The organism is Flavobacterium sp. 2, assembly GCF_049949195.1.
Taxonomy (GTDB): Bacteria; Bacteroidota; Bacteroidia; order Flavobacteriales; family Flavobacteriaceae; genus Flavobacterium.
Genome location: NZ_CP188206.1, coordinates 3,553,688 through 3,577,848, shown reverse-complemented (window position 1 = coordinate 3,577,848; position 24,161 = coordinate 3,553,688). Strand labels below are relative to the sequence as shown.

Annotated in this window: 25 protein-coding genes; 19 read left to right on the top strand and 6 right to left on the bottom strand. The window is 33.0% G+C overall.

Annotated elements, in window-relative coordinates; genetic code table 11:
• The first annotated feature begins 3 nt into the window (after positions 1-3).
• The 7 genes from ACNFIH_RS15400 (at position 4) to ACNFIH_RS15370 (ending at position 6,114) form a co-directional block, all read left to right on the top strand.
• Entirely contained in the window at positions 4-558 is a 555-nt protein-coding gene (locus ACNFIH_RS15400; RefSeq protein WP_244290005.1) for a hypothetical protein, read from the top strand.
• 284 nt (positions 559-842) lie between these two features.
• Positions 843-1,991 (top strand): 5-(carboxyamino)imidazole ribonucleotide synthase, encoded by a 1,149-nt coding sequence (locus tag ACNFIH_RS15395; RefSeq protein WP_426483815.1) that lies wholly within the window; start codon positions 843-845, stop codon positions 1,989-1,991.
• A 103-nt stretch (positions 1,992-2,094) separates the two neighbouring features.
• Positions 2,095-2,580 (top strand): 5-(carboxyamino)imidazole ribonucleotide mutase, encoded by a 486-nt coding sequence (purE, locus tag ACNFIH_RS15390; protein ID WP_426483814.1) that lies wholly within the window; start codon positions 2,095-2,097, stop codon positions 2,578-2,580.
• 154 nt (positions 2,581-2,734) lie between these two features.
• Positions 2,735-2,962 carry a hypothetical protein gene (locus ACNFIH_RS15385; RefSeq protein WP_426483813.1) on the top strand — a complete coding sequence of 76 codons (228 nt, stop codon included), beginning with the start codon at positions 2,735-2,737 and terminating at the stop codon, positions 2,960-2,962.
• Positions 2,963-2,999: 37 nt separating this feature from the next.
• Positions 3,000-3,248 (top strand): type II toxin-antitoxin system RelE/ParE family toxin, encoded by a 249-nt coding sequence (locus tag ACNFIH_RS15380; protein ID WP_426483812.1) that lies wholly within the window; start codon positions 3,000-3,002, stop codon positions 3,246-3,248.
• 35 nt (positions 3,249-3,283) lie between these two features.
• Positions 3,284-5,311, top strand: a complete 2,028-nt coding sequence (locus ACNFIH_RS15375) for a M3 family metallopeptidase (RefSeq protein ID WP_426483811.1) — start codon at positions 3,284-3,286, stop codon at positions 5,309-5,311.
• Between the two features lie 143 nt (positions 5,312-5,454).
• On the top strand, positions 5,455-6,114 hold the full coding sequence (locus ACNFIH_RS15370; protein ID WP_426483810.1) for a SanA/YdcF family protein: 660 nt from the start codon (positions 5,455-5,457) through the stop codon (positions 6,112-6,114).
• A 60-nt stretch (positions 6,115-6,174) separates the two neighbouring features.
• Here the strand turns inward: ACNFIH_RS15370 and ACNFIH_RS15365 are convergent, their stop codons facing one another.
• From ACNFIH_RS15365 to ACNFIH_RS15345, 5 genes are all read right to left on the bottom strand, one after another.
• Positions 6,175-7,191 carry a hypothetical protein gene (locus tag ACNFIH_RS15365; protein WP_426483809.1) on the bottom strand — a complete coding sequence of 339 codons (1,017 nt, stop codon included), beginning with the start codon at positions 7,189-7,191 and terminating at the stop codon, positions 6,175-6,177.
• A gap of 60 nt (positions 7,192-7,251) precedes the next feature.
• The gene (locus ACNFIH_RS15360) at positions 7,252-7,947 is read right to left on the bottom strand and encodes a hypothetical protein (RefSeq protein WP_426483808.1); all 696 of its coding nucleotides are present in this window, start codon (positions 7,945-7,947) and stop codon (positions 7,252-7,254) included.
• A gap of 200 nt (positions 7,948-8,147) precedes the next feature.
• Positions 8,148-8,636, bottom strand: coding sequence for a putative adhesin (locus ACNFIH_RS15355; protein WP_426483807.1), 489 nt, complete (start codon positions 8,634-8,636; stop codon positions 8,148-8,150).
• A 389-nt stretch (positions 8,637-9,025) separates the two neighbouring features.
• Positions 9,026-9,730, bottom strand: a complete 705-nt coding sequence (locus ACNFIH_RS15350; protein ID WP_426483806.1) for a helix-turn-helix transcriptional regulator — start codon at positions 9,728-9,730, stop codon at positions 9,026-9,028.
• A gap of 366 nt (positions 9,731-10,096) precedes the next feature.
• A complete protein-coding gene (locus tag ACNFIH_RS15345) occupies positions 10,097-11,359 on the bottom strand; it encodes a cation:proton antiporter (protein ID WP_426483805.1) in 1,263 nt (420 codons plus the stop codon).
• Between the two features lie 138 nt (positions 11,360-11,497).
• On the opposite strand from ACNFIH_RS15345, the gene ACNFIH_RS15340 reads away from it, so the two are divergent.
• The 6 genes from ACNFIH_RS15340 (at position 11,498) to ACNFIH_RS15315 (ending at position 15,536) form a co-directional block, all read left to right on the top strand.
• The gene (locus ACNFIH_RS15340; protein ID WP_035650528.1) at positions 11,498-12,001 is read left to right on the top strand and encodes a GbsR/MarR family transcriptional regulator; all 504 of its coding nucleotides are present in this window, start codon (positions 11,498-11,500) and stop codon (positions 11,999-12,001) included.
• Positions 12,002-12,057: 56 nt separating this feature from the next.
• Positions 12,058-12,417, top strand: coding sequence for a hypothetical protein (locus tag ACNFIH_RS15335; protein WP_426483804.1), 360 nt, complete (start codon positions 12,058-12,060; stop codon positions 12,415-12,417).
• A 27-nt stretch (positions 12,418-12,444) separates the two neighbouring features.
• Positions 12,445-13,185 carry a YqjF family protein gene (locus ACNFIH_RS15330; RefSeq protein WP_426483803.1) on the top strand — a complete coding sequence of 247 codons (741 nt, stop codon included), beginning with the start codon at positions 12,445-12,447 and terminating at the stop codon, positions 13,183-13,185.
• A gap of 26 nt (positions 13,186-13,211) precedes the next feature.
• Complete coding sequence (locus ACNFIH_RS15325) at positions 13,212-14,033, top strand: hypothetical protein (protein WP_426483802.1); 822 nt, start codon at positions 13,212-13,214, stop codon at positions 14,031-14,033.
• Position 14,034: 1 nt separating this feature from the next.
• On the top strand, positions 14,035-14,943 hold the full coding sequence (locus tag ACNFIH_RS15320; RefSeq protein WP_426483801.1) for a TIGR01777 family oxidoreductase: 909 nt from the start codon (positions 14,035-14,037) through the stop codon (positions 14,941-14,943).
• Positions 14,944-15,083: 140 nt separating this feature from the next.
• Entirely contained in the window at positions 15,084-15,536 is a 453-nt protein-coding gene (locus tag ACNFIH_RS15315) for an SRPBCC family protein (RefSeq protein ID WP_426483800.1), read from the top strand.
• A gap of 166 nt (positions 15,537-15,702) precedes the next feature.
• Here ACNFIH_RS15315 and ACNFIH_RS15310 read toward each other — a convergent pair whose 3' ends face one another.
• A complete protein-coding gene (locus tag ACNFIH_RS15310; RefSeq protein WP_426483799.1) occupies positions 15,703-16,509 on the bottom strand; it encodes a hypothetical protein in 807 nt (268 codons plus the stop codon).
• 196 nt (positions 16,510-16,705) lie between these two features.
• On the opposite strand from ACNFIH_RS15310, the gene gcvP reads away from it, so the two are divergent.
• The 6 genes from gcvP (at position 16,706) to ACNFIH_RS15280 (ending at position 24,127) form a co-directional block, all read left to right on the top strand.
• Positions 16,706-19,555: an aminomethyl-transferring glycine dehydrogenase gene (gene gcvP, locus ACNFIH_RS15305; RefSeq protein ID WP_426483798.1), complete on the top strand. Its 2,850-nt coding sequence runs from the start codon at positions 16,706-16,708 to the stop codon at positions 19,553-19,555.
• Positions 19,556-19,864: 309 nt separating this feature from the next.
• Positions 19,865-20,923 carry a 3-oxoacyl-ACP synthase III family protein gene (locus ACNFIH_RS15300; protein ID WP_426483797.1) on the top strand — a complete coding sequence of 353 codons (1,059 nt, stop codon included), beginning with the start codon at positions 19,865-19,867 and terminating at the stop codon, positions 20,921-20,923.
• A 144-nt stretch (positions 20,924-21,067) separates the two neighbouring features.
• Positions 21,068-21,595, top strand: a complete 528-nt coding sequence (locus tag ACNFIH_RS15295) for a methyltransferase (protein WP_426486728.1) — start codon at positions 21,068-21,070, stop codon at positions 21,593-21,595.
• A 94-nt stretch (positions 21,596-21,689) separates the two neighbouring features.
• The gene (locus ACNFIH_RS15290) at positions 21,690-22,538 is read left to right on the top strand and encodes a glycosyltransferase (protein WP_426483796.1); all 849 of its coding nucleotides are present in this window, start codon (positions 21,690-21,692) and stop codon (positions 22,536-22,538) included.
• 81 nt (positions 22,539-22,619) lie between these two features.
• On the top strand, positions 22,620-23,366 hold the full coding sequence (locus tag ACNFIH_RS15285) for an MlaE family ABC transporter permease (protein WP_035650550.1): 747 nt from the start codon (positions 22,620-22,622) through the stop codon (positions 23,364-23,366).
• A complete protein-coding gene (locus tag ACNFIH_RS15280; RefSeq protein ID WP_035650552.1) occupies positions 23,366-24,127 on the top strand; it encodes an ABC transporter ATP-binding protein in 762 nt (253 codons plus the stop codon). The genes ACNFIH_RS15285 and ACNFIH_RS15280 overlap by 1 nt, the downstream gene beginning before the upstream one ends.
• Positions 24,128-24,161 lie beyond the last annotated feature (34 nt).

Below are 24,161 nucleotides of genomic sequence, written 5' to 3'. Positions count from 1 at the left end.
TAAATGATGCTTTCTGAATTGCAAAAAAAACTCGATTATGTAAATGCTTATAGAGAAAATCGTCTCAAAACGGCACAAGATGTTTTAGAAAACCCTTCCCTTTTTAGCGAGTTGGTTTCGATTTGCTTTTCGCCCGAAGACAAAAACAATCATAAAGCTTGCTGGATTTTAGAATTTGTGTCTTATGAAGAATTACTTTGGCTTCAACCTCATCTTGATTTTTTCTGTTCGAATCTGAAAGTTTTAAAAGATGAAAGTTCCATGCGTCCAATTGCAAAAGTCGTTCAGCTTTTGGTAAAATCTCATTACAAGAAAAACGAAAACTCCATAAAACTTTCCGAAGAAAATCTTCAGGATTGCATAGAAGCTTCTTTCGATTGGTTAATTAATGACACAAAAGTCGCTACAAAAGCATATTCAATAAGAACTTTATATGTTTTAGGAAATCATTACGACTGGATTCATCCCGAACTAAAAGTGATTATTGATAAAGATTTCGGAGATCATTCTGCCGCATACAAAGCCGTCGCCAAAGAAGTTTTGAAGAAAATAAAATAGTTTTTTGATAGCCACAGATTAAAAGGATCAAAAGGATTTTTTCGCCACAACCCGAGCGATAGCGAACAGGCGAAGCAATTACACTAATTTTCACGAATTCTTTTTTTTAATTCAACCTAAAAAATTTGTGAAAATTCGTGTAATTCGTGGCAACCAAAAACACACACAAAAAAAATCCTTTTAATCCTTTTAATCTGTGGCAAAACTTTATCAATCCATAGCAGAAAAACTAAATTTTGGCTAAAAAAAGATTAAAAAGTATCTTTGCAAAAACACAACACAAAATGAATTATTTTTCTTCTGATTTTAAATTAGGAATATTAGGCGGAGGGCAATTAGGCAAAATGCTTTTGTTCGATACCCGAAAATTTGACATACAAACTTACGTTCTTGATCCAAGCGATGAAGCGCCTAGTAAAATTGCCTGTAATAAATTCTTTCAAGGCGATTTAATGGATTATGAAACGGTTTATAATTTCGGAAAACAAGTCGATGTTTTGACTTTTGAAATTGAATTGGTAAACCTTGAAGCTTTAACGCAATTAGAAAACGAAGGTTTAAAAATATATCCATCTCCAAAAACCTTAAAAGGAATTCAGAATAAAGGTGTTCAAAAAGATTTTTACGCTAAAAATAATATCCCAACTGCACCATTCGAAAGATTTGAAAATTTAGATCAACTAAAATCTAAAATCAACAATCTGAAATTACCATTTGTATGGAAATGCACCGAATTTGGTTATGATGGAAATGGCGTAAAAATAGTTCGCCAAGTTTCAGATTTAGATATACTTCCAAATGTAGAATGCATTGCAGAAACTATGGTTCCGTTCAAAAATGAATTGGCAGTAATTGTGGTAAGAAATCCATCTGGAGAAATGAAAACGTATCCGGTTGTAGAAATGGAATTTCACCCGGAAGCCAACCAAGTTGAATACGTAATCTGTCCTGCAAGAATCGACGAAAAAGTTGCAGAAAAAGCCAGAGCAATTGCTTTACAAGTTTCAGAAAACTTTAATCATGTTGGTCTTTTGGCTGTTGAAATGTTCCAGACTCAGGACGACGAAATTTTGGTAAACGAAGTTGCTCCTCGTCCACACAATTCAGGGCATTATTCTATAGAAGCAAGTTATACTTCACAATTCGAAAATCATTTACGCGCTATTTTAGATCTTCCGTTAGGAAACACAGACAGCAAAGTTGCCGGAATTATGGTAAATTTAGTCGGTGCCGAAGGGCATTCTGGAAACGTGGTTTATGAAAACATCGAAACCATTTTAGGATGGGATGGCGTTACACCACATATTTACGGTAAAAAGCAAACGCGCCCGTTCAGAAAAATGGGTCACGTTACAATCGTAAATGAAAATATGCAGGAAGCAAGACGAATTGCAGAGGAAGTTAAGAATACTATTAGAGTGATTAGCGCTTAGTAATTAGTGATTAGTGATTAGTCGAAGTTTACAACTTTAAAACAAAACAAACAGTTTTTAGTCTCAACAAAACTTGAAACCTGAAACAAAACAAACAAAAAACATGAGCAAAGTAGCTATTATAATGGGAAGCATCTCAGACATGCCAGTTATGCAGGATGCAATCGACATATTAAAACAATTTAATGTAGAAGTTGAAGTAGATATCGTTTCGGCACACAGAACGCCGGAGAAATTATTCGATTTCAGCAAAAATGCACATACTCGCGGCATTTCGGTAATTATTGCTGGAGCGGGCGGTGCAGCGCATTTACCTGGAATGGTGGCTTCAATGTCTCCGCTTCCTGTAATTGGAGTTCCCGTAAAATCAAGTAATTCTATCGATGGCTGGGATTCGGTATTGTCGATTCTGCAAATGCCAGGCGGTGTTCCTGTTGCAACTGTCGCTTTAAACGGAGCAAAAAATGCTGGAATTTTAGCAGCACAAATCATCGGAAGCCACGATAAAAAAGTTTTAGATACTATTATTTCTTATAAAGAAGAATTGAAAGCGGCGGTTAATAAAGCGGCTGAAAGTTTGAAGAAGTAATTTCACAGACACAAAAAGAAGCACAGAGACAGGCAAAATTTTGTGAATCTCTGTGTTTTTTCTTTGAGAATCTTTTCAAAAAAACCTTTAGAACTATTAACGATTCATTATAAAAATTTCTAAAAGAAAAACTTAACTTTGGAAAAAAAGCAAAATGAACATTCAAACTTCTAAAATAGAGCTCGCTAAAATTGTTTTAGACATCGATAATCCTGATTTAATTCAAGAAATTGTGGAGTTCATTCAATCTAAAGAAAGCCTTTCTGAAGAACTAAAAAGCAACATAAATGAGGCTATTTATTCTTTAGACAATAATGACGGAATTTCGCATGATGTTGTTATGGAAGAAACCAAAAATCGTTATTCAAAATATTTTAAATAATGAATGTAATTTGGGCTCCACAAGCTAAAAAAGACTTTTGGAACACATTGATTATTTAGAAGCAGAATGGTCTGAAAGAGTGGCCCTCAATTTTATCGAAAAAGTAAACTCTACTATAACACTTTTAAAAAATGACAATGTTTTATTTGTAAAAACCAACTACAAAAGCGTTTATAAAATTTTCATTACCAAACACATTTCACTTTATTATCGTATCGAAAACACTAATTTAGAGTTACTTCGTTTTTGGAATACTTTTCAGGATACGGAAAAAATCAAATTATGATTTTCTAATTTTATATTTTAAACAGCATAAATAATATGAGCGTTTTAACCCAATATTTCAATACCAAACATAACACAGCACCTTTTTCGCAAATAAAAATCGAGGATTACGTTCCTGCTTTCAATGAAGGAATTGCTTTGGCTAAAGCCGAAATTGATGCGATTGTAAATAATCCAGCTGCGCCGACTTTTGAAAACACCATTGTAGCGATGGATTATTCAGGCGATATTTTGGATCGTCTTTCTAGTGTTTTCTTCAATTTGAATTCGGCAGAAACGAATGACGAAATGCAGAAAATTGCTCAGGAAGTTTCACCTTTACTTTCAGAATTCGGAAACGATATTCGTTTGAATGCTGATTTATTTGCGAGAGTAAAAGCGATTTATGATCAGAAAGAAAATTTAAATCTGAATCCAGAACAAACAACTTTATTAGATAAAAAATACAAAAGCTTTTCTAGAAACGGAGCGAATTTGCCAGAAGACAAAAAAAATCAATTAAGAGAAATCGACAAAGAATTATCGAAATTGAGTTTACAGTTTGGTGAAAACGTTTTGGCAGAAACCAATAACTTCGAATTGCATTTAACAGATGAAAAAGATTTAGCTGGTTTACCGGAAGGAACAATCGAAGCGGCGAGATTATTAGCCAAAAATCAAGAAAAAGAAGGCTGGATTTTCACTTTAGATTACCCAAGTTACGTTCCGTTTTTAACTTATGCTGACAATCGTGAATTGCGTAAAAAAATGGCAATTGCATTTGGAGCGAAAGGTTTTCAGAAAAACGAATTCGACAATGAAGAAAACGTTTTAAAAATTGCTAAACTTCGTCATGAAAGAGCGAATTTATTAGGTTACAAAACGCACGCACATTTTGTTTTAGAAGAAAGAATGGCCGAAAGTCCAGAAAAAGTTTTCTCTTTCCTAAATGATTTATTGGCAAAAGCAAAACCTGCGGCTCAAAAAGAATTTGAAGAATTGACTTCTTTCGCAAAAGAGTTAGACGGAATTGAGCAATTAGAAAAATGGGACGGCGCTTATTATTCTGAAAAATTAAAACAACAACTTTTTAATTTAGACGACGAAAAACTGAAACCTTATTTTCAATTAGAAAAAGTTTTAGACGGCGCTTTTACAGTTGCTAAAAAATTATATGGTTTAACTTTTACGGAAGTTTTTGATATCGATAAATATCACGAAGAAGTTACCACTTATGAAGTTCGAGATGCTGAAAATAATTTAGTTTCGATTTTCTACGCTGATTTCTTCCCAAGAAAAGGAAAAAGAAACGGCGCTTGGATGACTTCATTCAAATCGCAATATGTGAAAGACGGCGTAAACGAAAGACCTCATATTTCTAACGTTTGTAATTTCACTAAACCAACAGAAACAAAACCTTCATTATTGACTTTTAATGAAGTAACGACTTTATTCCACGAATTCGGGCACGGTTTGCACGGAATGTTGGCTAATACGGTTTATCCAAGTTTATCAGGAACTTCTGTTTACTGGGATTTCGTAGAATTACCAAGTCAGATTATGGAGAATTGGTGTTACGAACCGGAAGCTTTGGCTTTGTTCGCGAATCATTATGAAACGGGAGAAATCATTCCGATTGAATATGTTCAGAAAATTAAAGAAAGTGCAAGTTTCCAGGAAGGTTTAGCAACGTTGCGTCAATTGAGTTTTGGATTATTAGATATGGCTTGGCACGGACAAGATCCAACTAATATTACTGACTTAAAAGCTTTCGAAACAGAACAATTTGCCAATACGCAATTGTATCCTGATGTAAAAGAAAATGCGATGAGTACTGCGTTTTCACACATTTTCCAAGGTGGCTATTCTTCTGGATATTACAGCTACAAATGGGCAGAAGTTTTAGATGCGGATGCTTTCGAATATTTCCATGAAAATGGAATTTTCAACGAAGAAATTGCTAAGAAATTTAAAGATAACGTTCTTTCAAAAGGAGGAACTGAACATCCGATGACTTTGTATAAACGTTTCAGAGGTCAGGAACCAAAACCTGAAGCTTTATTGAAAAGAGCAGGATTACTTTAGACTTTCTTAGATTCTTAGACTTCTTAGACTGTTAGATATTTTGAAACCGAAGCTTTCCTGCTTCGGTTTTTTTATTTGATCTTAACTTAGAATTAATTTTAGCTATCTTCGTGTTTTTGAATCTTAATCTTACAAAATATATCGTGAAAAAATATTTTAGAATCTTCTTTTACCTTTTACTTATTGGATTAATTGCTGTTATTTCAGTGAATTATTATGTAAAATCTTCAACTAAAACCAAGATTCATTATTCGATAAAAAGGTTCCCAAAAAATGATGTTGGAATTATTTTTGGTGCAGGAATTAAAGGAAACGAGCCGAGCAAATATTTAAAAGATCGTCTGGATGCCGGTATACTGTTGTACAAAATGAAACGAATTAATAAAATTCTACTTTCGGGAGATAACGGTCGTCAGGAATATGATGAATTAACGGTTATGAAAAACTACTGTTATAATCATGGTGTCGACACTACAAAGATCTTTATCGATTACGCAGGTTTCGACACTTACTCAACAATGTATCGTGCCAAACATATTTTCAAGATTAAAAAAGCAACTTTAATTTCTCAGGAATATCATTTAAACCGAGCGATTTATATCGGACAAAAACTTGGCATTAAATCTTCTGGATATTCTGCCAATAACGGAGAATATCTTGGTTACAATTATGTTCGCTTTAGAGAATACGGTTCAATTTTTAAATCGTTTTTTGATGTTTTGAGAAATCGCAAACCTCATTTTTTAGGCGGAGAAATTAATATTAATGGAGAATCTAATTATTCGAAAGAAGATAAACGATAAAAAAAATCCGAGGTAAATTACTTCGGATTTTTTCTTTTTAGAGATTCCTGATTATGCCAATTATGCCCATTTAATAGTATAAAGCTCAGCAATATTCTTTGGGCGGGTTTCTTTTCCATCAGCAGTTTCTTTGGTTTTAGAAGTACTGGCAGTATTTATAATTGTCGTTGAACTTTTATCTCCCATTAGAATATTTTTGTCAATTGAAAAATCTAATCCATGATCGTGTTTTAGAAAAATATCCTGTTCTACAGTACTTACATGATCTCCTTGAATTGTTCCTGTTCCGGGCGGTTTTCTATTTGCTGCGTCAGGATCTACCTTAGCACCATTATTCCATGCTCTGCTAAAATACCCTCTCATATCAATAAGCATAGAATTTCCATTTGCTCCTTTACCAAATCTATTATTAATCACGGAGTTTAGCCTTGAATAATCATTAGTAAGTTCTAATGGAGTTTGACATAAAGACAACTCTTCAGCTGGAGGTATTTCGGTACCAATATATTGTTTACGCTCTCCTATAACACCTTGTACGATACATGGTAAGTTTTCTAAAGCAACCACTCCAACATTTCCATATACCTTTGCAATAGAAATCACAATTGATGGTGTTGCAGAGGCAATCGCAATCCAAACCGCTTTTGCCGTTTTATTTATTTTTAACTGCACATCAACTTCAAAATCGCCTACACCACTTTTTACAATAGTATTTGAATCGATGCCATCTGATAGTGTTACACTTACATTGCCGGCAACACTTAAATTCATAATTACTTTAGCCGAAATCATTTCATCCAAAAGCATTTGCTTCCAACGTGGAAATTCATGAAGAGCTTGTTTAAAAGTCATTAAACTACTATCCCCGCTTTTTTTAATAATGCAGCTTTCTGTACTTTTATCAAAATTAATACTTCCATTAGCTCCCTTATCCTCATAACACCAACCATCAGGAGTTCCGTAATTAAATTCAATTTGATTACTAAAATATCTAAAATCATAATTATACACCAAATTTCGCTGTTGCAAGGCATATAGATATTCCTCTATAGATCTGTTATTCTCGAATGTTTTCATAAAGTGTTTAATTTTAAAAAAAAGGGCTGCTATTGGGCAGCCCTTCTAAATATTACATTTTTATACTTTTCCTCCTTGTACTAACCACTCTCCTGTAGCAGTCAAAGTAACGGTTGCCTCTAAGTTTATAAAATCTTTTAATTCAACTTTTGCAGATTGTCTGGAAATCGTTGAAATATCAGCAAGTTCATAACTTGTAAAAGAACCTGTAGAGATGTAAAATGAAAACTTTGGAGTAATCGTATTTTGATCATTTGGAGAAGGAGACCAGGTAACCCCTAAAAATCCATTTTGAGTCTGAATACCAAAACTCATATTACTGAACCACTTCCCATTTTCATTTTTCACTTTATTAAATCCATTAGATAAATATCCAATAGTATTATCTGGACTTTTTTGTCCTTGTACAAGACTCAAATTTGGCCCTTGATTAGGTGGTATAGTAGCGTAATAAGCTTCCCAGGTTTGTTTTAACTCAGCATTTTTAATGATGCTCGTATCAATTTGAACACCAAGTCCTACCGCTTCGTTTGAAGCACCAGCTCCTAAAGAGTATTGAAGCGGAATAACAAACTTATTTGTTCCCCCGTAGTTAGGCACTACATTTAAGGAAGCAGATGAATTTGCAAAAACTGCACTACTTGGTACCCCATTTGGTTTTTCTAAAAAACACCAGAAATTTTTATCATCACTACTTTCATTTTTTAAGTAAATAGTATAATTGGTTGTCGAATTTAATGCTTCTATACTAAACATAATTTTATATTTTTGATTGTTTGTCCTTACTCATAAGCTTTTCAGGTTCCGCCTCACATTATTTTCTGAATGTGAACAGCTTGATTTTTTTAAGTGATTGTTCTTTCACTAAAATGGTTTATTATTTTTATTTCATCCAGAATGATTTATCAATCTTTATTAATAAAAATGCATTACTAGTTTTTGGTTGAGATGATTATTTAACTCAAACTAGCAGTATTACCACTTACCTGATTTGCACATGCTGACCAGTATAGTTTTAATTTTTTTCCTTTAGGAAGTTTTGCTAAGGCATCTACGATTTTCGCATTAGACGTAAACAATTGAGATAACAAAGTAGTTTCGCTAACAGTAACCACGTTTTGTTTGGTTCCTATAGTTTGTATACCCCAATCTTTAAGAGATCCCAAATCATATAATGTAAGATCTGGAGCATCGGTTCCACCCAAATATTCTACAAAAGGAACATCAATAGTCGTATTACCACTGCCATTGCTATGATGCAACGTCACAGTTTTAATTTCTCTTTGTTGAATCAGTGCTTCTGCAACATCAGTCATCAAAGTATACCCTAAAGGTGGTAAAATATATAGATCAATCTCTTTAGGAAGTCTCGTGTTAGCTGCTCCACCTGGATAACTACCGTGACCTAAAAGAACTAAATCATCATTTGTAACTTTTACACTCATGATTTTCTAATTAAATGGTTAATAATATTTTAAACTTGTGTCATAGACTTTTACCTCTATAGCAATTTTTAAATATTTGTCTTAATTAAGTTTTTCCATACGTCTATTTCAAACCTTTTAAAACAACATCTACGGTATTGTATAAAAATCTCAAACAAAATTTTAATGTAACATGAAAGTATATTTTGCATCTTTTGGCATATGTATGCCTTGTACTACTGTTAGATTTATTTTTATCTGAAATTCAAACACTTATCTTTCTGACCTGCAGAGTCAGTTGACAAGTTTTTTAGATGTTAATTGTACAATTATTCATTCTAACAAGTCAAAATTATCAGTTTATTCCTTTTTTAATTTGTACAGAATCAGCTACTTTTTATCAATTTGAATCATAATTGATTTCGCAATAAATCAACAAAAGGAAATAAAGTGATACTATCTCCATATCTACTGGGAGGACATCCAAAATTTTGTTTGAAAACACGGGAAAAATGAGCGATATCAAAAAAACCCGCATCAGCTGCTGATTCAGTAATTGATTTGTTTTGTAGTATCAATAGTTCTGTAGCATATTGAAGCCTTATATCACGTAGCAGTCGGATTGCTGGAAATCCAAATAAAGATTTCACTTTCCGGTTAAGGTTTGATGAACTCATAAAAAGTTTATTTGATAAAATCTCAATAGAGAATGCTTCGTTGTCAAGATTATCAATTACAATGATCAGTAACTTCCCTAACCAGATATATTCACTTTTTAACTGAATGAGTTTATTAAAACACTTTTTGCTTAAAGGGATTTTCCAATCATTAGACTGAAATACAACAGCAAGTACATTTTTACGATATTTAGAAGGAGAAAGACCAAATTCTTGTTTGAATTTACGGCTAAAATGAGTCACTCCGCTAAAACCACAATAGAAGGCTGTTTCTTCTATAGAATATTTATTTTGATTCAGAATATACTTTGCCAGATCCATTTTATAATGCAAAATGAGTTTCCTGGGCGAGAAACTCATTTCTTTTTTCATTTTACGATTAAGCTGGGATTTGCTAATTTTCAATTGATTTGCCAATTGTGAGACACCAAAAGACACATCAGTTTTTTTTCTTGCATAATAACATGCACTTGTTTTAAAAAAGGTCCATTTGAAAAATAATTATTTAAGTCAAATGCACTCTTCATTCTTTCGAATTCTTTCATGATTTTTTTGTTTTTGGGTAATATTTTCTGGTATTTTTTTGCCTTCTAAAAAATCTTCCTTAAAAAGAAGCCAATAAAAATGTATCTTATATCTTTCAAAAAAAATAAAAGGCATGTAAATTTAAGTAGAAAAATAGCACGAAAAACATAATATGTAATCCAAAACTGTCAATTTAAACAAAACTTCATAAAAAGAAAACATAAAAAAACCTGCAAAAAATATTCTTTGCAGGTTACCATATATTTTTGTAATTCGTTCTTATTCTTTCTCCAAAACCCTTTTTGCCAATTTCCCAACAGTCAGTCCTTGTACGACTATTGAAAACAGTACAACAATATAAGTTACCTCAAGTAACAAGTTTTTGTATTCTCCTTCAGGCATCGAGAGTACCAAAGCAATAGAAACTCCACCACGAATTCCTCCCCAAACCAAAACCATCAAAGAACCTTTATTATAAGCAGATTTAATTCCGAAAAACTTAAATATATCGAAGAACTTCCATGGCAAAACGATAGAAAAAATTCGGGCAAATAACACAATAAAAATAGCTACAACACCTGTCAATAACTGTTTGTCCAGATTTGGGAGTAGCAACAATTCAAAACCTATAAATAAAAATAAAACTGCATTTAAAATCTCATCGATAAGTTCCCAAAACTTACCAAGATAATCTTGAGTTACTTCACTCATGGCAACTTTTTTACCATAATTTCCAATAATTAATCCGGCAACAACCATTGCTAGCGGACTAGAAACGTGCAAACTTTGAGCTATCAAAAACCCTCCCATTACGATAGAAAGTGTGATTAAAACGGAAACTTTATAATCATCAATTCTCTTCATAACCTTGGATGCAGTAAATCCAAAAACAGCTCCTAGTAAAAGTCCGCCAATTCCTTCTTTTGCAAAAAGCCAGGCAATAGAACCAAAACTTACATCAAAAGTTGGATCGGTTGCCATTTTTAAAACAACGGCAAACATTACTACCGCTACTCCATCATTGAATAAGGATTCACCAACAATTTTGGTTTCGATTCTCTTCGGAACTTTCGCTTCCTTTAAAACTCCCAAAACCACAATTGGATCGGTTGGAGAGATTAATGTTCCGAAAACCAAACAAAATATATAAGGGATTTTTATTCCTAAAAGTGGTGAAATATAATAAACCAACATCGAAATAATTAAGGCTGATAACACTACGCTTATTGTCGAATAAATCATAATTGGAACTTTCTGTTCTTTAAGATCAGAGATGTTTACGTGTAATGCGCCCGCGAACAAAAGAAAGTTCAACATCGCTCCCATTAGGATTTCGTTGAAATCAAATTCTTTTATCAAATCAAAAAAATGTTTGGTTGTAGCAGGAAAATAAGAATCTCCTAAAAGACGGATTCCAACTGAAACCAACATGGCAATAATCATTATCCCAATAGTTCCCGGAAGTTTTAAAAATCTTAAATTCAAATAGGCGAAGAAAGAAGCCAATACAATTAGTATTGAAAATGTGTAGTATAATTCCATAAAATTCGATTTTTACAAAAATATCCTTCTCATTATTTAATCGAAAATTTCAGGGGATGAATTAACACAACTTTATAATTTGTTAAATAAGTTTCAATTATTTTTGAAAGTTTAAAAACTTTTACTTACATTTGATCCATGGAATTCAAAGAAGCAAAAAATAAGTTTGTACAAACTTGGGGAGCATTAGGTTCTCAGTGGGGAATTAATAAAACGATGGCGCAAATCCACGCTTTATTAATGGTCTCAAACGAGGCTGTTTCTATGGAAGACATTATGGAAGAATTGCAGATTTCGCGCGGAAATGCCAGCATGAACCTAAGAGCTTTAATGGATTGGGGAATTGTGTACAAAGAATTTAAAGCCGGAGAAAGAAAAGAATTCTTTACTGCCGAAAAAGATTTGGACGAATTGGCAGCCAAAATCTCAAGAGAGAGAAGCAAAAGAGAAATTAAACCAGCTCTTAAAATCTTAAAAGAAGTTTCGACTATTGAAGCTAAAGATTCAGCAGAAGAAAAACACTTCGTTGATCAAACAACTAAGCTTTATGATTTCGTTTTAAAAGCTGATAATATGTTAGATAAAATGACTGAATTCAATGAAAACTGGTTAGGAAAATTAGTCATCAAAATGATGAAATAAAAAAATTTAATTAAAACTTTCAATTTTTTCTGAAAGTTTAAAAACAACAAACAGTTATGAAAACACTTAAAAAAATCAACAAAATTGCATTGATTACGACATTGGTTCTCTTCCTTACTGTATATCTTGGAATGTTGGCGCAAATCCCTTTGGGAATCATTCAGGTAATTTCAGCTATTTATTTAACAGTCAAAATGTACCATAAATCAGATTATGCAAAAAGAAACTTATCAATTTATTGGATCGTAGCAATTTCTGAACTTGTTTTATTTTATGTACAACATAACTATTTTCCAACTTCAAATGATGCAATAGAATGGTCTTTAATGGTAGTTTTCCCTATGTCAATTGCAATTTATTTCTATGTAATAATGAGAAAAATAGTTTCAGAATATGAACTCAGGCGAGAATTCTGAATTAATAATCTATAAAAAAGCACACCAATGAACTTCTTAAAAGCAGAATGGAAAAATTTAGCCCTTTTCAATTATGAAATTAATGCTGAAATTTTAGAAAAATACCTTCCCGCAGGAACTGAAATTGATATTTGGAATAACAAATGTTACGTGAGTTTAGTTGGTTTTATGTTTAAAAACACCAAAGTTTTAGGAGTAAAAATTCCTTTTCATGTCGATTTTGAAGAAGTGAATTTGAGATTTTACGTAAAGCGTTTTGAAAATGGCAAGTGGAAACGTGGTGTAGTTTTTATAAAAGAAATTGTTCCCAAAAAAGCGATCACTTTTATTGCGAATACTTTGTATCAGGAACATTATGAAACTCAGAAAATGAGACATGAAATTCTTGAAAACGAAAACAACAATACTTTTATTTATCAATGGAAAAATGGCAAAGAATGGAATACAATTGAAATTGAAACCAAAAAAGATTTAAGTAAAATCGAAATTGATTCTGAAGCTGAATTCATTACAGAACATTATTTCGGATATACTAAAATTGACGAAGAAACCACTTTTGAATATGAAGTTACGCATCCGAGATGGGAACAATTTGAAGTTTTAAATCACCGAGTTGATATTGATTTCGAAAAAAATTATGGAAGCGATTTTGGATTCCTTCAAACGCAAAAACCGACTTCTATTTTCTTAGCTGAAGGCTCAAAAATCACAGTTAAAAACAAAAGAAAAATCGAATTGATTCCTGTCGAAGAAACATTATACGCTTAAACTATTCATCTTTAAAACCAAAAATCATGAAAACGTTAGAAAACCAAACTTTACTTTATGATGAAGATTGTCCGCTTTGCAGTTTGTACACCACTGGATTTGTAAAAAGCGGAATGCTTGATGAAAACGGAAGAAAATCGTATTGTCAATTATCTGCAGAAGAGCAAAATTTTGTAGACTTGAAACGCGCTCCAAACGAAATTGCTTTGGTTGATAATAAAACTAAAACCGTTATTTACGGAATTGACAGTCTGATAAAAGTAGTTGGATTTTCTTTTCCTTTAATTGAAAAAACAGCAACGGTAAAACCCATTCATTTTATCCTGAAAAAAATGTATTCTTTTGTTTCTTTCAACAGAAAAGTAATTATTCCGGGAAATGTAAAAGAAGAAAACAAATTGCAATGTACTCCTGATTTTAATTACAAATACAGATTTCTATTTATCGGATTTGCTTTAACGATAACAACTCTTGTATTATTTGGATTTTCTAATTTGATTCCGATTTTACCGAAAACAAGTATTTTGAGAGAATTCATTTTAGCTTTTGGACAAATTGTTTTTCAAAGTTTGTTTCTTTTAAAATTAGATAAAAAGACGATTGTCAATTATGCTGGAAACTTAATAACTATTTCTTTAATGGGAAGTTTAATTTTAGTTCCAATTTTGATTTTAAATCAATTTGTCAATCTTCCCCAATTTTTAATTTTGGGCTGGTTTGGAATAACTGTTTTTATCATGTTTGCAGAACATTTCAGAAGAGTTAAAATTCTAAAACTTCCCTTTTATTTGTGTTTTACCTGGATTCTTTATCGAATGATTGCTTTACTATTTATCTTAAATTTATAAAATGGAAAAACTCATAATCGCAGCTGGAACAGGATTTTTAGGACAAGTTTTAGTGAATCATTTCAAAGATAAATTTGAAGAAATTGTAATTCTGACCCGAGGAAAATCTCAAACCGTAAACGGAATTAAATATGTAAACTGGAATGCCAGAACTTTTTCTGGCTGGGAAAAGGAGTTAGAAAACGCAACCGTTCTAATTAATCTCGCAGGAAAATCTGTGGATTGTCGTTATACGAAAAAGAATAAAAAAGAGATTCTTTTATCTCGAATTGAAAGCACTAAAATTCTAAATAAAGCGGTTTTAAATTGTGAAAATCCGCCGAAACATTGGCTGAATTCGTCAACCTCAACTATTTATCGTTTTTCTTTAGATAAACAAATGGATGAAGTTGATGGCGAAATTGGAAATGACTTTTCTATAAATGTTGCCTTATCTTGGGAAAAAGCATTCTTTAAAATTGAAACTCCAAATACTTTAAAAACGGCTTTACGAACTTCTATTGTTTTAGGAAAAAATGGCGGTGCTTTAATTCCGTTGAAGACTTTGGCAAAAATTGGTTTTGGAGGAAAACAAGGAAACGGCAATCAGTTTATAAGCTGGATTCATGAAGAAGATTTTGCGAATGCGGTTGGTTATATTCTTCAAAAAGAAATTACTGGTGTTATTAATATCGTTTCTCCTGAACCAATTCGAAATGTTGTTTTTATGCAGAAACTTAGAAAAGCAATTGGTTTTCCTTTCGGAATTCCGATGAATCAATTTTTTCTGGAAATTGGATCTTTTTTTATTCGAACAGAAACGGAATTGGTTTTGAAAAGCCGAAACGTAGTTCCGAAAAGACTTTTAGAAAATGGGTTTAGATTTAAGTTTGAGGATATTGATGAGGCTTTTCGAGATTTATTGCACTGAAACTGCACGCATTTTTGTCATCCCGAGGAACGAGGGATCACACTAGAGAATCGACAAAGATTGACGATTTTGATTGTGGAGTTTCTAGTGTGATTTCTCCTTCGTCGAAATGACAAAACAACGCACAAAACAAGAAAATCATGACAACAATAAATCTCACAACCAAAATAAAAGCATCAAAACAAATCGTTTTTGATGCTTCAAGAAATATCGATCTTCATCAGCAATCGGCAAGTCCTACAAAAGAGAAAGCAATTGCTGGCGTAACATCTGGTTTAATCAATTTAAACGAAACCGTAACCTGGCGCGGTAAACATTTCGGATTTTACATCACGCACAAAAGCCGTATTACAAAAATGAATCTTCATGATTATTTTATGGATGAAATGGAGAAAGGTAAATTCAAATCGTTCAAACATGAGCATATTTTTGAAGAAGAAAATGGCGTAACAATTATGAAGGATATATTGCAATATGAAACTCCGTTTGGCATATTTGGAGAACTTTTTGATATTTTGTTTTTAGAAAAGCATCTTACGAATTTCCTTTTGGAAAGAAATAAGGTTTTAAAAAAGGTTTCAGAAAAGAATTAATGAAATCTTCTTTTGAAAATGAATTTTCTCGGTTTACGGTTTACGTGAGGGATAGAAGCAAGCTACCGAAGTAGCGCGGATAGCCCGACAGCATCCCGATAAAAGGGCGTATAAACGTAAAGTAAATTTGCCCTTTTATCGGGATGGTGGCACGCCCAAAGCATTTTTACAGAAAAACTATCATCAACCACCAAAAAATCGGTACGCTTTCGACCCAGAAAGAAGTGTAATATTTGGAGCGATTTGTATTCGCAAAGAAAATGAAAAACATTAATGTCACAACCATTATCAGATTGATCATAAGATCATGAAGCGTAAATGATAAAATTCCTAAAACCCAAAACGGAACCAAAAGTGAAAATCCTAAAATCTTAGTTTTTTTTACACCGATTGTCTGTGGAACGGTTTGCAAATGTGGATCGTCATTAGCTAAATCCAGAATTTCGAAAACCAAAATAAGTACAAAAACCAAAACAAAACGCTGGACGCATTTTATAAAAAAATCGGCCGTAAAAGGAATTTCAGCATTTATATACGGCAAAACCAAACTTGCTCCTACCCAACAAATCGCTACAATGTAGATTTTTACTCCTGCCCAATTTCGGGCATTTTTTCTGTTTGGAAAAAACGGTAATGTATAAAGCGCGGTTATGGCAAAAATTACAACAGAAACAATTTGCGTGATTCTTTTTAAATGGAAAAAATAATATCCGACTAAAATCAGCGAAATAAAACTTAAAACAGCAATAATTTTTAATTGAATGCCAACCGGTTTTCTTTTCACACGAACCAAAGCATCATATTTTACAAAATTATATCCTACAATTGTTCCGAAAAAAACGAACAGCGCCATTGGTTCATCATACTGAATATGAAAGAAATGAAAAGTAATACGAACCAAAGCATAACACGATAAAGCCACGTGAATACTGCTGTTTAAATAAAAATCTAATATTTGTTTTAGAAGTTTCATGCCTCAAATCTAATCAATTGGTAACAAATCAACTCTTTAGTTAGAAATTTGATAAAAATTGAAGTTAAAAATACCCATTAAATTATTAATAATACTTAATTTTGCGCGACAAAAAAACAACACATTTACTTTTAAATGTGATTCGTACAGCAAAATGGTGCACGAACACATTAATTTAAAAAACTTAGATAGCTACATGAAAACAGATGCTTTTGCTTTAAGACACATTGGTCCAAGAGAAACAGATCTTCAGCACATGCTGAAAACTATTGGAGTTGATTCGATTGAACAACTTGTTTATGAAACCCTTCCGGACGATATTCGTTTAAAAGCGCCTTTGAATTTAGATCCTGCTATGACAGAATTCGAATTTGCAAATCATATTCGCGAATTAGGAAAGAAAAACAAAACATTTAAATCATACATTGGTTTGGGTTATCACCCAACTATTGTTCCGGCTCCAATTCAAAGAAATATTTTTGAAAACCCAGGATGGTATACAGCTTACACGCCTTACCAAGCAGAAATTGCTCAAGGTCGTCTTGAAGCAATTTTGAATTTCCAGACTACAGTTATCGAATTAACAGGAATGGAAATTGCAAACGCTTCTTTACTTGATGAAGGAACTGCTGCTGCAGAAGCTATGGCGTTATTATTTGATGTTCGTACGAGAGATCAAAAGAAAAACAATACACACAAATTCTTCGTTTCTGAAGAAATCTTACCACAAACTTTATCTGTACTTCAAACACGTTCGACTCCAATTGGAATTGAATTAGTTGTTGGAAACCACGAAACATTTGATTTTTCAAATGATTTCTTTGGAGCGATTTTACAATACCCAGGTAAATACGGTCAGGTAAATGATTACAGCGCTTTTGTTGCTAAAGCAAAAGAAAATGAAATTAAAGTAGCTTTTGCTGCTGATATCTTATCATTGGCTGCTTTAACTTCTCCGGGAGAAATGGGAGCTGCAGTAGTAGTTGGAACAACACAACGTTTTGGTGTGCCAATGGGTTACGGTGGTCCTCACGCTGCTTACTTCGCAACTAAAGATGAATACAAACGTTCGATGCCGGGTCGTATCATTGGAGTTTCTGTTGATACAAATGGAAACCGTGCTTTACGTATGGCTTTAGGAACTCGTGAACAGCACATTAAACGTGAAAAAGCGACTTCTAACATTTGTACTGCTCAGGTTTTATTGGCAGTTATGGCTGGAATGTACGCGGTTTACCACGGACCTGAAGGACTAAAATATATTGCAAATAAAGTTCACGCCTCTGCAGTTACTACTGCTGAAGCTTTAAATAAATTAGGAGTTTTCCAAACTAACACAGCTTACTTTGATACTATTTTAGTAAAAGCTGATGCTCAAAAAGTGAAAGCAGTTGCGGAAAATAACAAAGTAAACTTCTTCTACCCTGATGCTGATTCAGTTTCAATTTCGTTAAACGAAACAACTTCTGTTGCTGATATCAATCAAATCGTTGCGATTTTTGCTGAAGCTTTAGGGAAAGAAACTGTTACGGTTTCTGAATTAACTTCTGCAAGCCAATTGCCAGCTTCATTAGAAAGAACTTCATCTTTCTTGACTCATGATGTATTCAATAATCATCATTCAGAAAGTCAGATCATGCGTTACATCAAAAAATTAGAGCGTAAAGATTTATCATTGAATCACTCGATGATTTCATTAGGTTCTTGTACAATGAAATTAAACGCAGCTTCTGAAATGTTGCCTCTTTCAATGCCAAACTGGAACAGCATTCACCCGTTTGCACCAGTTGACCAAGTTGAAGGTTACCTTACAATGCTTAAAAAATTAGAGCAGCAATTAAATGTAATTACTGGATTTGCTGGAACAACTTTACAGCCAAACTCTGGAGCTCAAGGAGAATATGCAGGATTAATGGCTATTCGTGCTTACCATTTGTCAAGAAACGAAGGTCACCGAAATGTATGTTTGATTCCTTCATCAGCTCATGGAACAAATCCTGCTTCTGCAGCGATGGCCGGAATGAAAATTATTGTTACGAAAACGACTCCAGAAGGAAATATTGACGTAGAAGATTTAAGAGAAAAAGCGATTGAACACAAAGATGATTTATCTTGTTTAATGGTAACGTATCCTTCTACTCACGGAGTTTTCGAATCTTCAATTATTGAAATCACAAAATTAATCCACGAAAATGGCGGATTAGTATATATGGACGGTGCAAACATGAACGCGCAAGTTGGATTAACAAATCCGGCTACCATTGGTGCTGACGTTTGTCACTTAAACTTACACAAAACATTTGCTATTCCTCACGGTGGTGGTGGACCTGGAGTTGGACCAATCTGTGTGAACGAAAAATTAGTTCCGTTCTTGCCAACAAACCCAATCTTAAATGTTGGCGGTGAACAAGCTATTACAGCTATTTCATCTGCTCCTTACGGATCTGCTTTAGTATGTTTGATTTCTTACGGTTACATCACAATGATGGGTGCTGAAGGATTAAAAAGTGCTACAGAACACGCAATCTTGAATGCTAACTATATGAAATCTCGTTTCGAAGGACACTATCCAATTCTTTATACAGGAGAATGCGGAAGAGCAGCCCACGAAATGATTTTAGATTGTCGTTCATTTAAAGAAAACGGAATCGAAGTTGGTGATATCGCAAAACGCTTAATGGATTATGGTTTCCACGCTCCAACGGTTTCTTTCCCTGTAGCTGGAACTTTAATGATTGAACCTACAGAATCTGAAGATTTAGCTGAGTTAGATCGTTTTTGTGATGCACTTATCTCAATCAGAAAAGAAATTGAAGCTGCAACTGCTGATGATAAAAACAATGTATTGAAAAATGCACCGCACACATTGGCAATGTTAACTACAGATTCTTGGGATTTCCCTTATACTAGAGAAAAAGCAGCTTACCCATTAGATTACATTGCTGAAAATAAATTCTGGCCATCAGTTCGTCGTGTAGATGATGCTTATGGTGACAGAAACTTAGTTTGTAGCTGTGCTCCTATTGAAGCTTACATGGAAAATTAATCGTAGATTATTTCATAAAACAAACCCGATAACATCATCGTTATCGGGTTTTGTTTTTTTATAACATTCTTAAAAACTTTTTTAATTTTTATAACACTTTCAAATATTCATACGAAATAAAAATACGCTCCCAAATCAATCTCAAACGTTTGAAATCTCGGAAAAATTAAAAAATCATTAGTAAATAATCAATTTATCATTAAAAAATCTCTTATTTCACAATTATATGCACGCATAGTATTTTTTATGATAGTTATCATTATTTTATTTCTATTTTAGCGTCAAATTTATCGGATAATTACGGGAAAAATGAAAATAAAAATTATTGGTATTGGGAGCTACATTCCTAATTTAGAAGTAAAAAACACAGATTTTGACAAACATGTTTTTTTAAATGAAGACGGAACTCCATTTGCTTATCCGAACGAAGTCGTTATTAAAAAATTCAAAGGCATTACAGGAATTCAAAATCGTCGTTATGCCGAACCAGAATATACAGCATCAGATTTAGCTTTTTTTGCAGCTCAAAAAGCAATTGCAAATGCAGGAATTGATGCCGAAACTTTAGACTACATTATTTTCGCCCATAATTTTGGTGACGTAAAAACCGGAACGCATCAAACTGATATTTTACCAAGTTTAGCCACTCGCGTTAAAAACAAATTAGGCATCAAAAATCCTAAATGTGTGGCTTACGATATTCTCTTTGGATGCCCGGGCTGGATTGAAGGTGTTTTACAAGCCAACGCTTTCATCAAATCAGGAATGGCAAAAAGAGTGATGGTAATTGGAGCTGAGACTTTATCAAGAGTTGTAGATGATCATGACCGTGATTCGATGATTTATTCTGATGGAGCTGGTGTTTCAATTTTAGAATTATCAACAGATGAAGCTGGATTATTATCATATGAAAGTGCCACTTTTGCAAATGATGAAGCCAATTATCTTTTCTTCGGAAAATCATACAACCCAGATTTAGATCCGGACATCAAATACATTAAAATGTATGGACGTAAAATTTACGAATTTGCTTTAAACAATGTTCCGTGCGCGATGAAAAGCTGCTTAGATAAAAGCGGTATTGATATCAGCGAGGTTAAAAAAATCCTTATTCATCAGGCAAACGAAAAAATGGATGAAGCGATTATCGAACGTTTTTATAAACTTTATGATAAAACGGCGCCGAAAGATATTATGCCAATGAGCATTCATGATTTAGGAAACAGCAGTGTTGCAACTGTACCTACTTTATATGATTTGATTTTACAAGGAAAGATCGAAAATCACGAAATCAATAAAGGCGATGTTCTTATTTTTGCTTCAGTTGGAGCAGGAATGAATATTAATGCTTTTGTATATCGATATTAAATTTATATTCGTAATTCACAGCTACTGAAAACTGTGATTGAATACTGAAAACTAAAAAGTCCGCATCTTATAGTGCGGACTTTTTTAGTATATTTGCGACCTAATTAAAATCAAGAACGAGAGATTGATTCGTTCGCAATGACTATGTACGAAAAAACGTTTCCTAATAAAAGATTCAAGCTTACTTTAGAATTTTTACAAAAACACGTAAATACTTCAGAGACCATTTTTGATTTTGGCGTACCAAATCCATTTTCTAAAATAATGGAAGAAAATGGCTATACTGTAAAAAATACAAAAGGAGAAGATTTAGATAACGATCACACTGCTTTACAAACAGAAGAATATACTGTTTTTACGGCATTTGAAATTTTCGAACATTTACTAAATCCATACACCGTTTTAGAAAACGTAAAATGCGATAAATTGTTAATTTCGATTCCGTTGCGTTTATGGTTTTCACCAGCATACCGTTCTAAAACTGATATGTGGGATAGACATTACCACGAATTTGAAGACTGGCAATTGGACTGGCTTTTAGAAAAAACGGGCTGGAAAATTACAGATCGTTTACAATTCACGCATCCGGTGAAAAAATTTGGATTAAGACCTTTACTAAGGTATTTCACTCCGAGATATTATCTTGTTGTTGCTGAAAAAATAAAAGCCTAAAGGCAAATTTCAAAAAAATAAAATTCCAAATTCCAATTGAACAAGTTTTAATTGGAATTTGGAATTTAAAGAATTGGAATTTAAATTGAAAATTATGAAATATTACATCGTCATTCCCGCACACAACGAGCAAGATTTAATTGGCTTGACTTTACAATCCTTGGTTTCACAAACCGTTTTGCCTTCAAAAGTTGTGGTTGTAAATGACAATTCGACTGATAAAACAGAAGAAGTTGTTTTAGGATTTGCAAAAGAAAATCCATACATATCTGTTGTGAACAAAACTTCAGATGCGATTCATATGCCGGGAAGTAAAGTAATTCAGGCTTTTCAGAAAGGTTTTGAAACTTTAGATTCTGATTACGATATCATTGTAAAAATTGACGGTGATTTAATTTTTCCTCCAAATTATTTTGAAACCATAATCAAACATTTCGAGTCAGATCCAAAAATTGGAATGGTTGGCGGATTCTGCTATATCGATAAAAATGGCGAATGGGTTTTGGAAAACTTAACCGATAAAGATCACATTCGCGGAGCTTTGAAAGCTTACAGAGCAGCAACTTTCCAGCAAATTGGAGGATTACGCCCTGCAATGGGCTGGGACACCGTTGATGAACTGCTTTGTAAATATTATGATTGGAAAGTTGTCACCGACGAATCTTTACATGTAAAACATTTAAAGCCAACAGGTGCAAACTACAACAAAACAGCTCGTTATAAACAAGGCGAAGCTTTTTATACCTTAGGATATGGTTTTTGGATTACTGCAATTGCTTCGGCAAAATTGGCAATGATGAAGAAAAAACCATTCTTATTTTTAGATTATATAAGAGGATTTTGGAAAGCTAAAAAAGCCAAAACTCCTTTATTAGTAACTCCGGAACAGGCTAAATTTATTAGAAATTATCGTTTTCAAAAAATGAAAGAAAAGTTAATTTGATTGCTAAAACACTCGAAAAACTGGAACTCATTACCCAAAACTCATAACTTATTTTTACCTTAGCCAATATTTGTAAAACTTATGATGCTAATTCGTTATTTATCCCAAATAGGAAAATATTTTTTAATGCTGAAAGAAATTTTCAATAAACAGACCAAATGGTCTGTTATGAAAAAATTAATTTTCAAAGAAATCGACGATTTAATTATCGACTCACTTGGGATTGTCTGCTTTATCTCTTTTTTCATCGGAGGGGTTGTTGCCATTCAAACAGCGCTAAACTTAACAAACCCTTTAATTCCAAAATATCTAATTGGTTTTGCTACACGTCAATCTGTAGTCTTAGAATTTGCACCTACTTTTATTTCGGTAATTATGGCCGGAAAAATGGGATCATACATTACTTCAAGTATCGGGACAATGCGCGTTACAGAACAAATTGATGCTTTAGAAGTTATGGGAGTTAACTCCGTAAATTATCTTGTTTTCCCAAAAATTGTAGCTTTATTAATGTATCCATTTGTAATCGGAATTAGTATGTTTTTAGGAATTTTTGGAGGATGGCTTGCGTGTGCTTACGGAGGATTTTCAACAGGAGCCGATTTTATTATGGGAGCTCAGAAAGATTTCATACCCTTTCATATTACGTATGCCTTTATCAAAACTTTAATTTTTGCCATGTTATTGGCAACAATTCCGTCTTTTCATGGATATTACATGAAAGGTGGCGCATTAGAAGTTGGTAAGGCTAGTACAACATCATTTGTATGGACATCTGTTACTATTATCCTTCTAAATTATATATTAACTCAATTATTACTAGGATAATGATAGAAGTAAAAAACATAGAAAAATCGTTTGGAGACAGCAAAGTTTTAAAAGGCGTTTCAACGGTATTTGAAACTGGAAAAACCAATTTGATTATTGGACAAAGTGGATCTGGAAAAACAGTTTTATTGAAAACGTTATTAGGAATTCATACGCCAGACTCAGGAACAATTGAATTTGACGGAAGAGTTTATTCTGATTTAGACAAAGATGAAAAACGTGAGTTAAGAACTGAAATCGGAATGGTATTTCAGGGAAGTGCTTTATTTGACTCGATGACCGTTGAAGAAAATGTCGCATTCCCACTAAGAATGTTCACTAACAAAAACAAAGCTCAAATTCAGGAACGCGTTGATTTTGTTTTAGAAAGAGTAAATCTTATAGATGCTCATAAAAAATTACCTTCTGAAATTTCTGGAGGTATGCAGAAACGTGTTGCCATTGCACGTGCTATTGTAAACAATCCGAAGTATTTATTTTGTGATGAACCAAACTCTGGTCTTGATCCAAATACTTCAACTTTGATCGACAACTTAATTCAGGAAATCACTAGAGAATATAACATTACAACCGTTATCAACACACACGATATGAACTCTGTAATGGAAATTGGTGAAAATATCGTTTTTCTAAAAAAAGGCTTGAAGGCATGGCAAGGAAATAAAGAAGAAATATTTAGAACTGACAACAAAGACATTGTGAAGTTTGTTTATTCTTCAAACCTATTTAAAAAAGTAAGAGAAGCTTATTTGAAAGGTTAAGCTTTTTAAATTCCAATAAAAAAATCCCAAATTC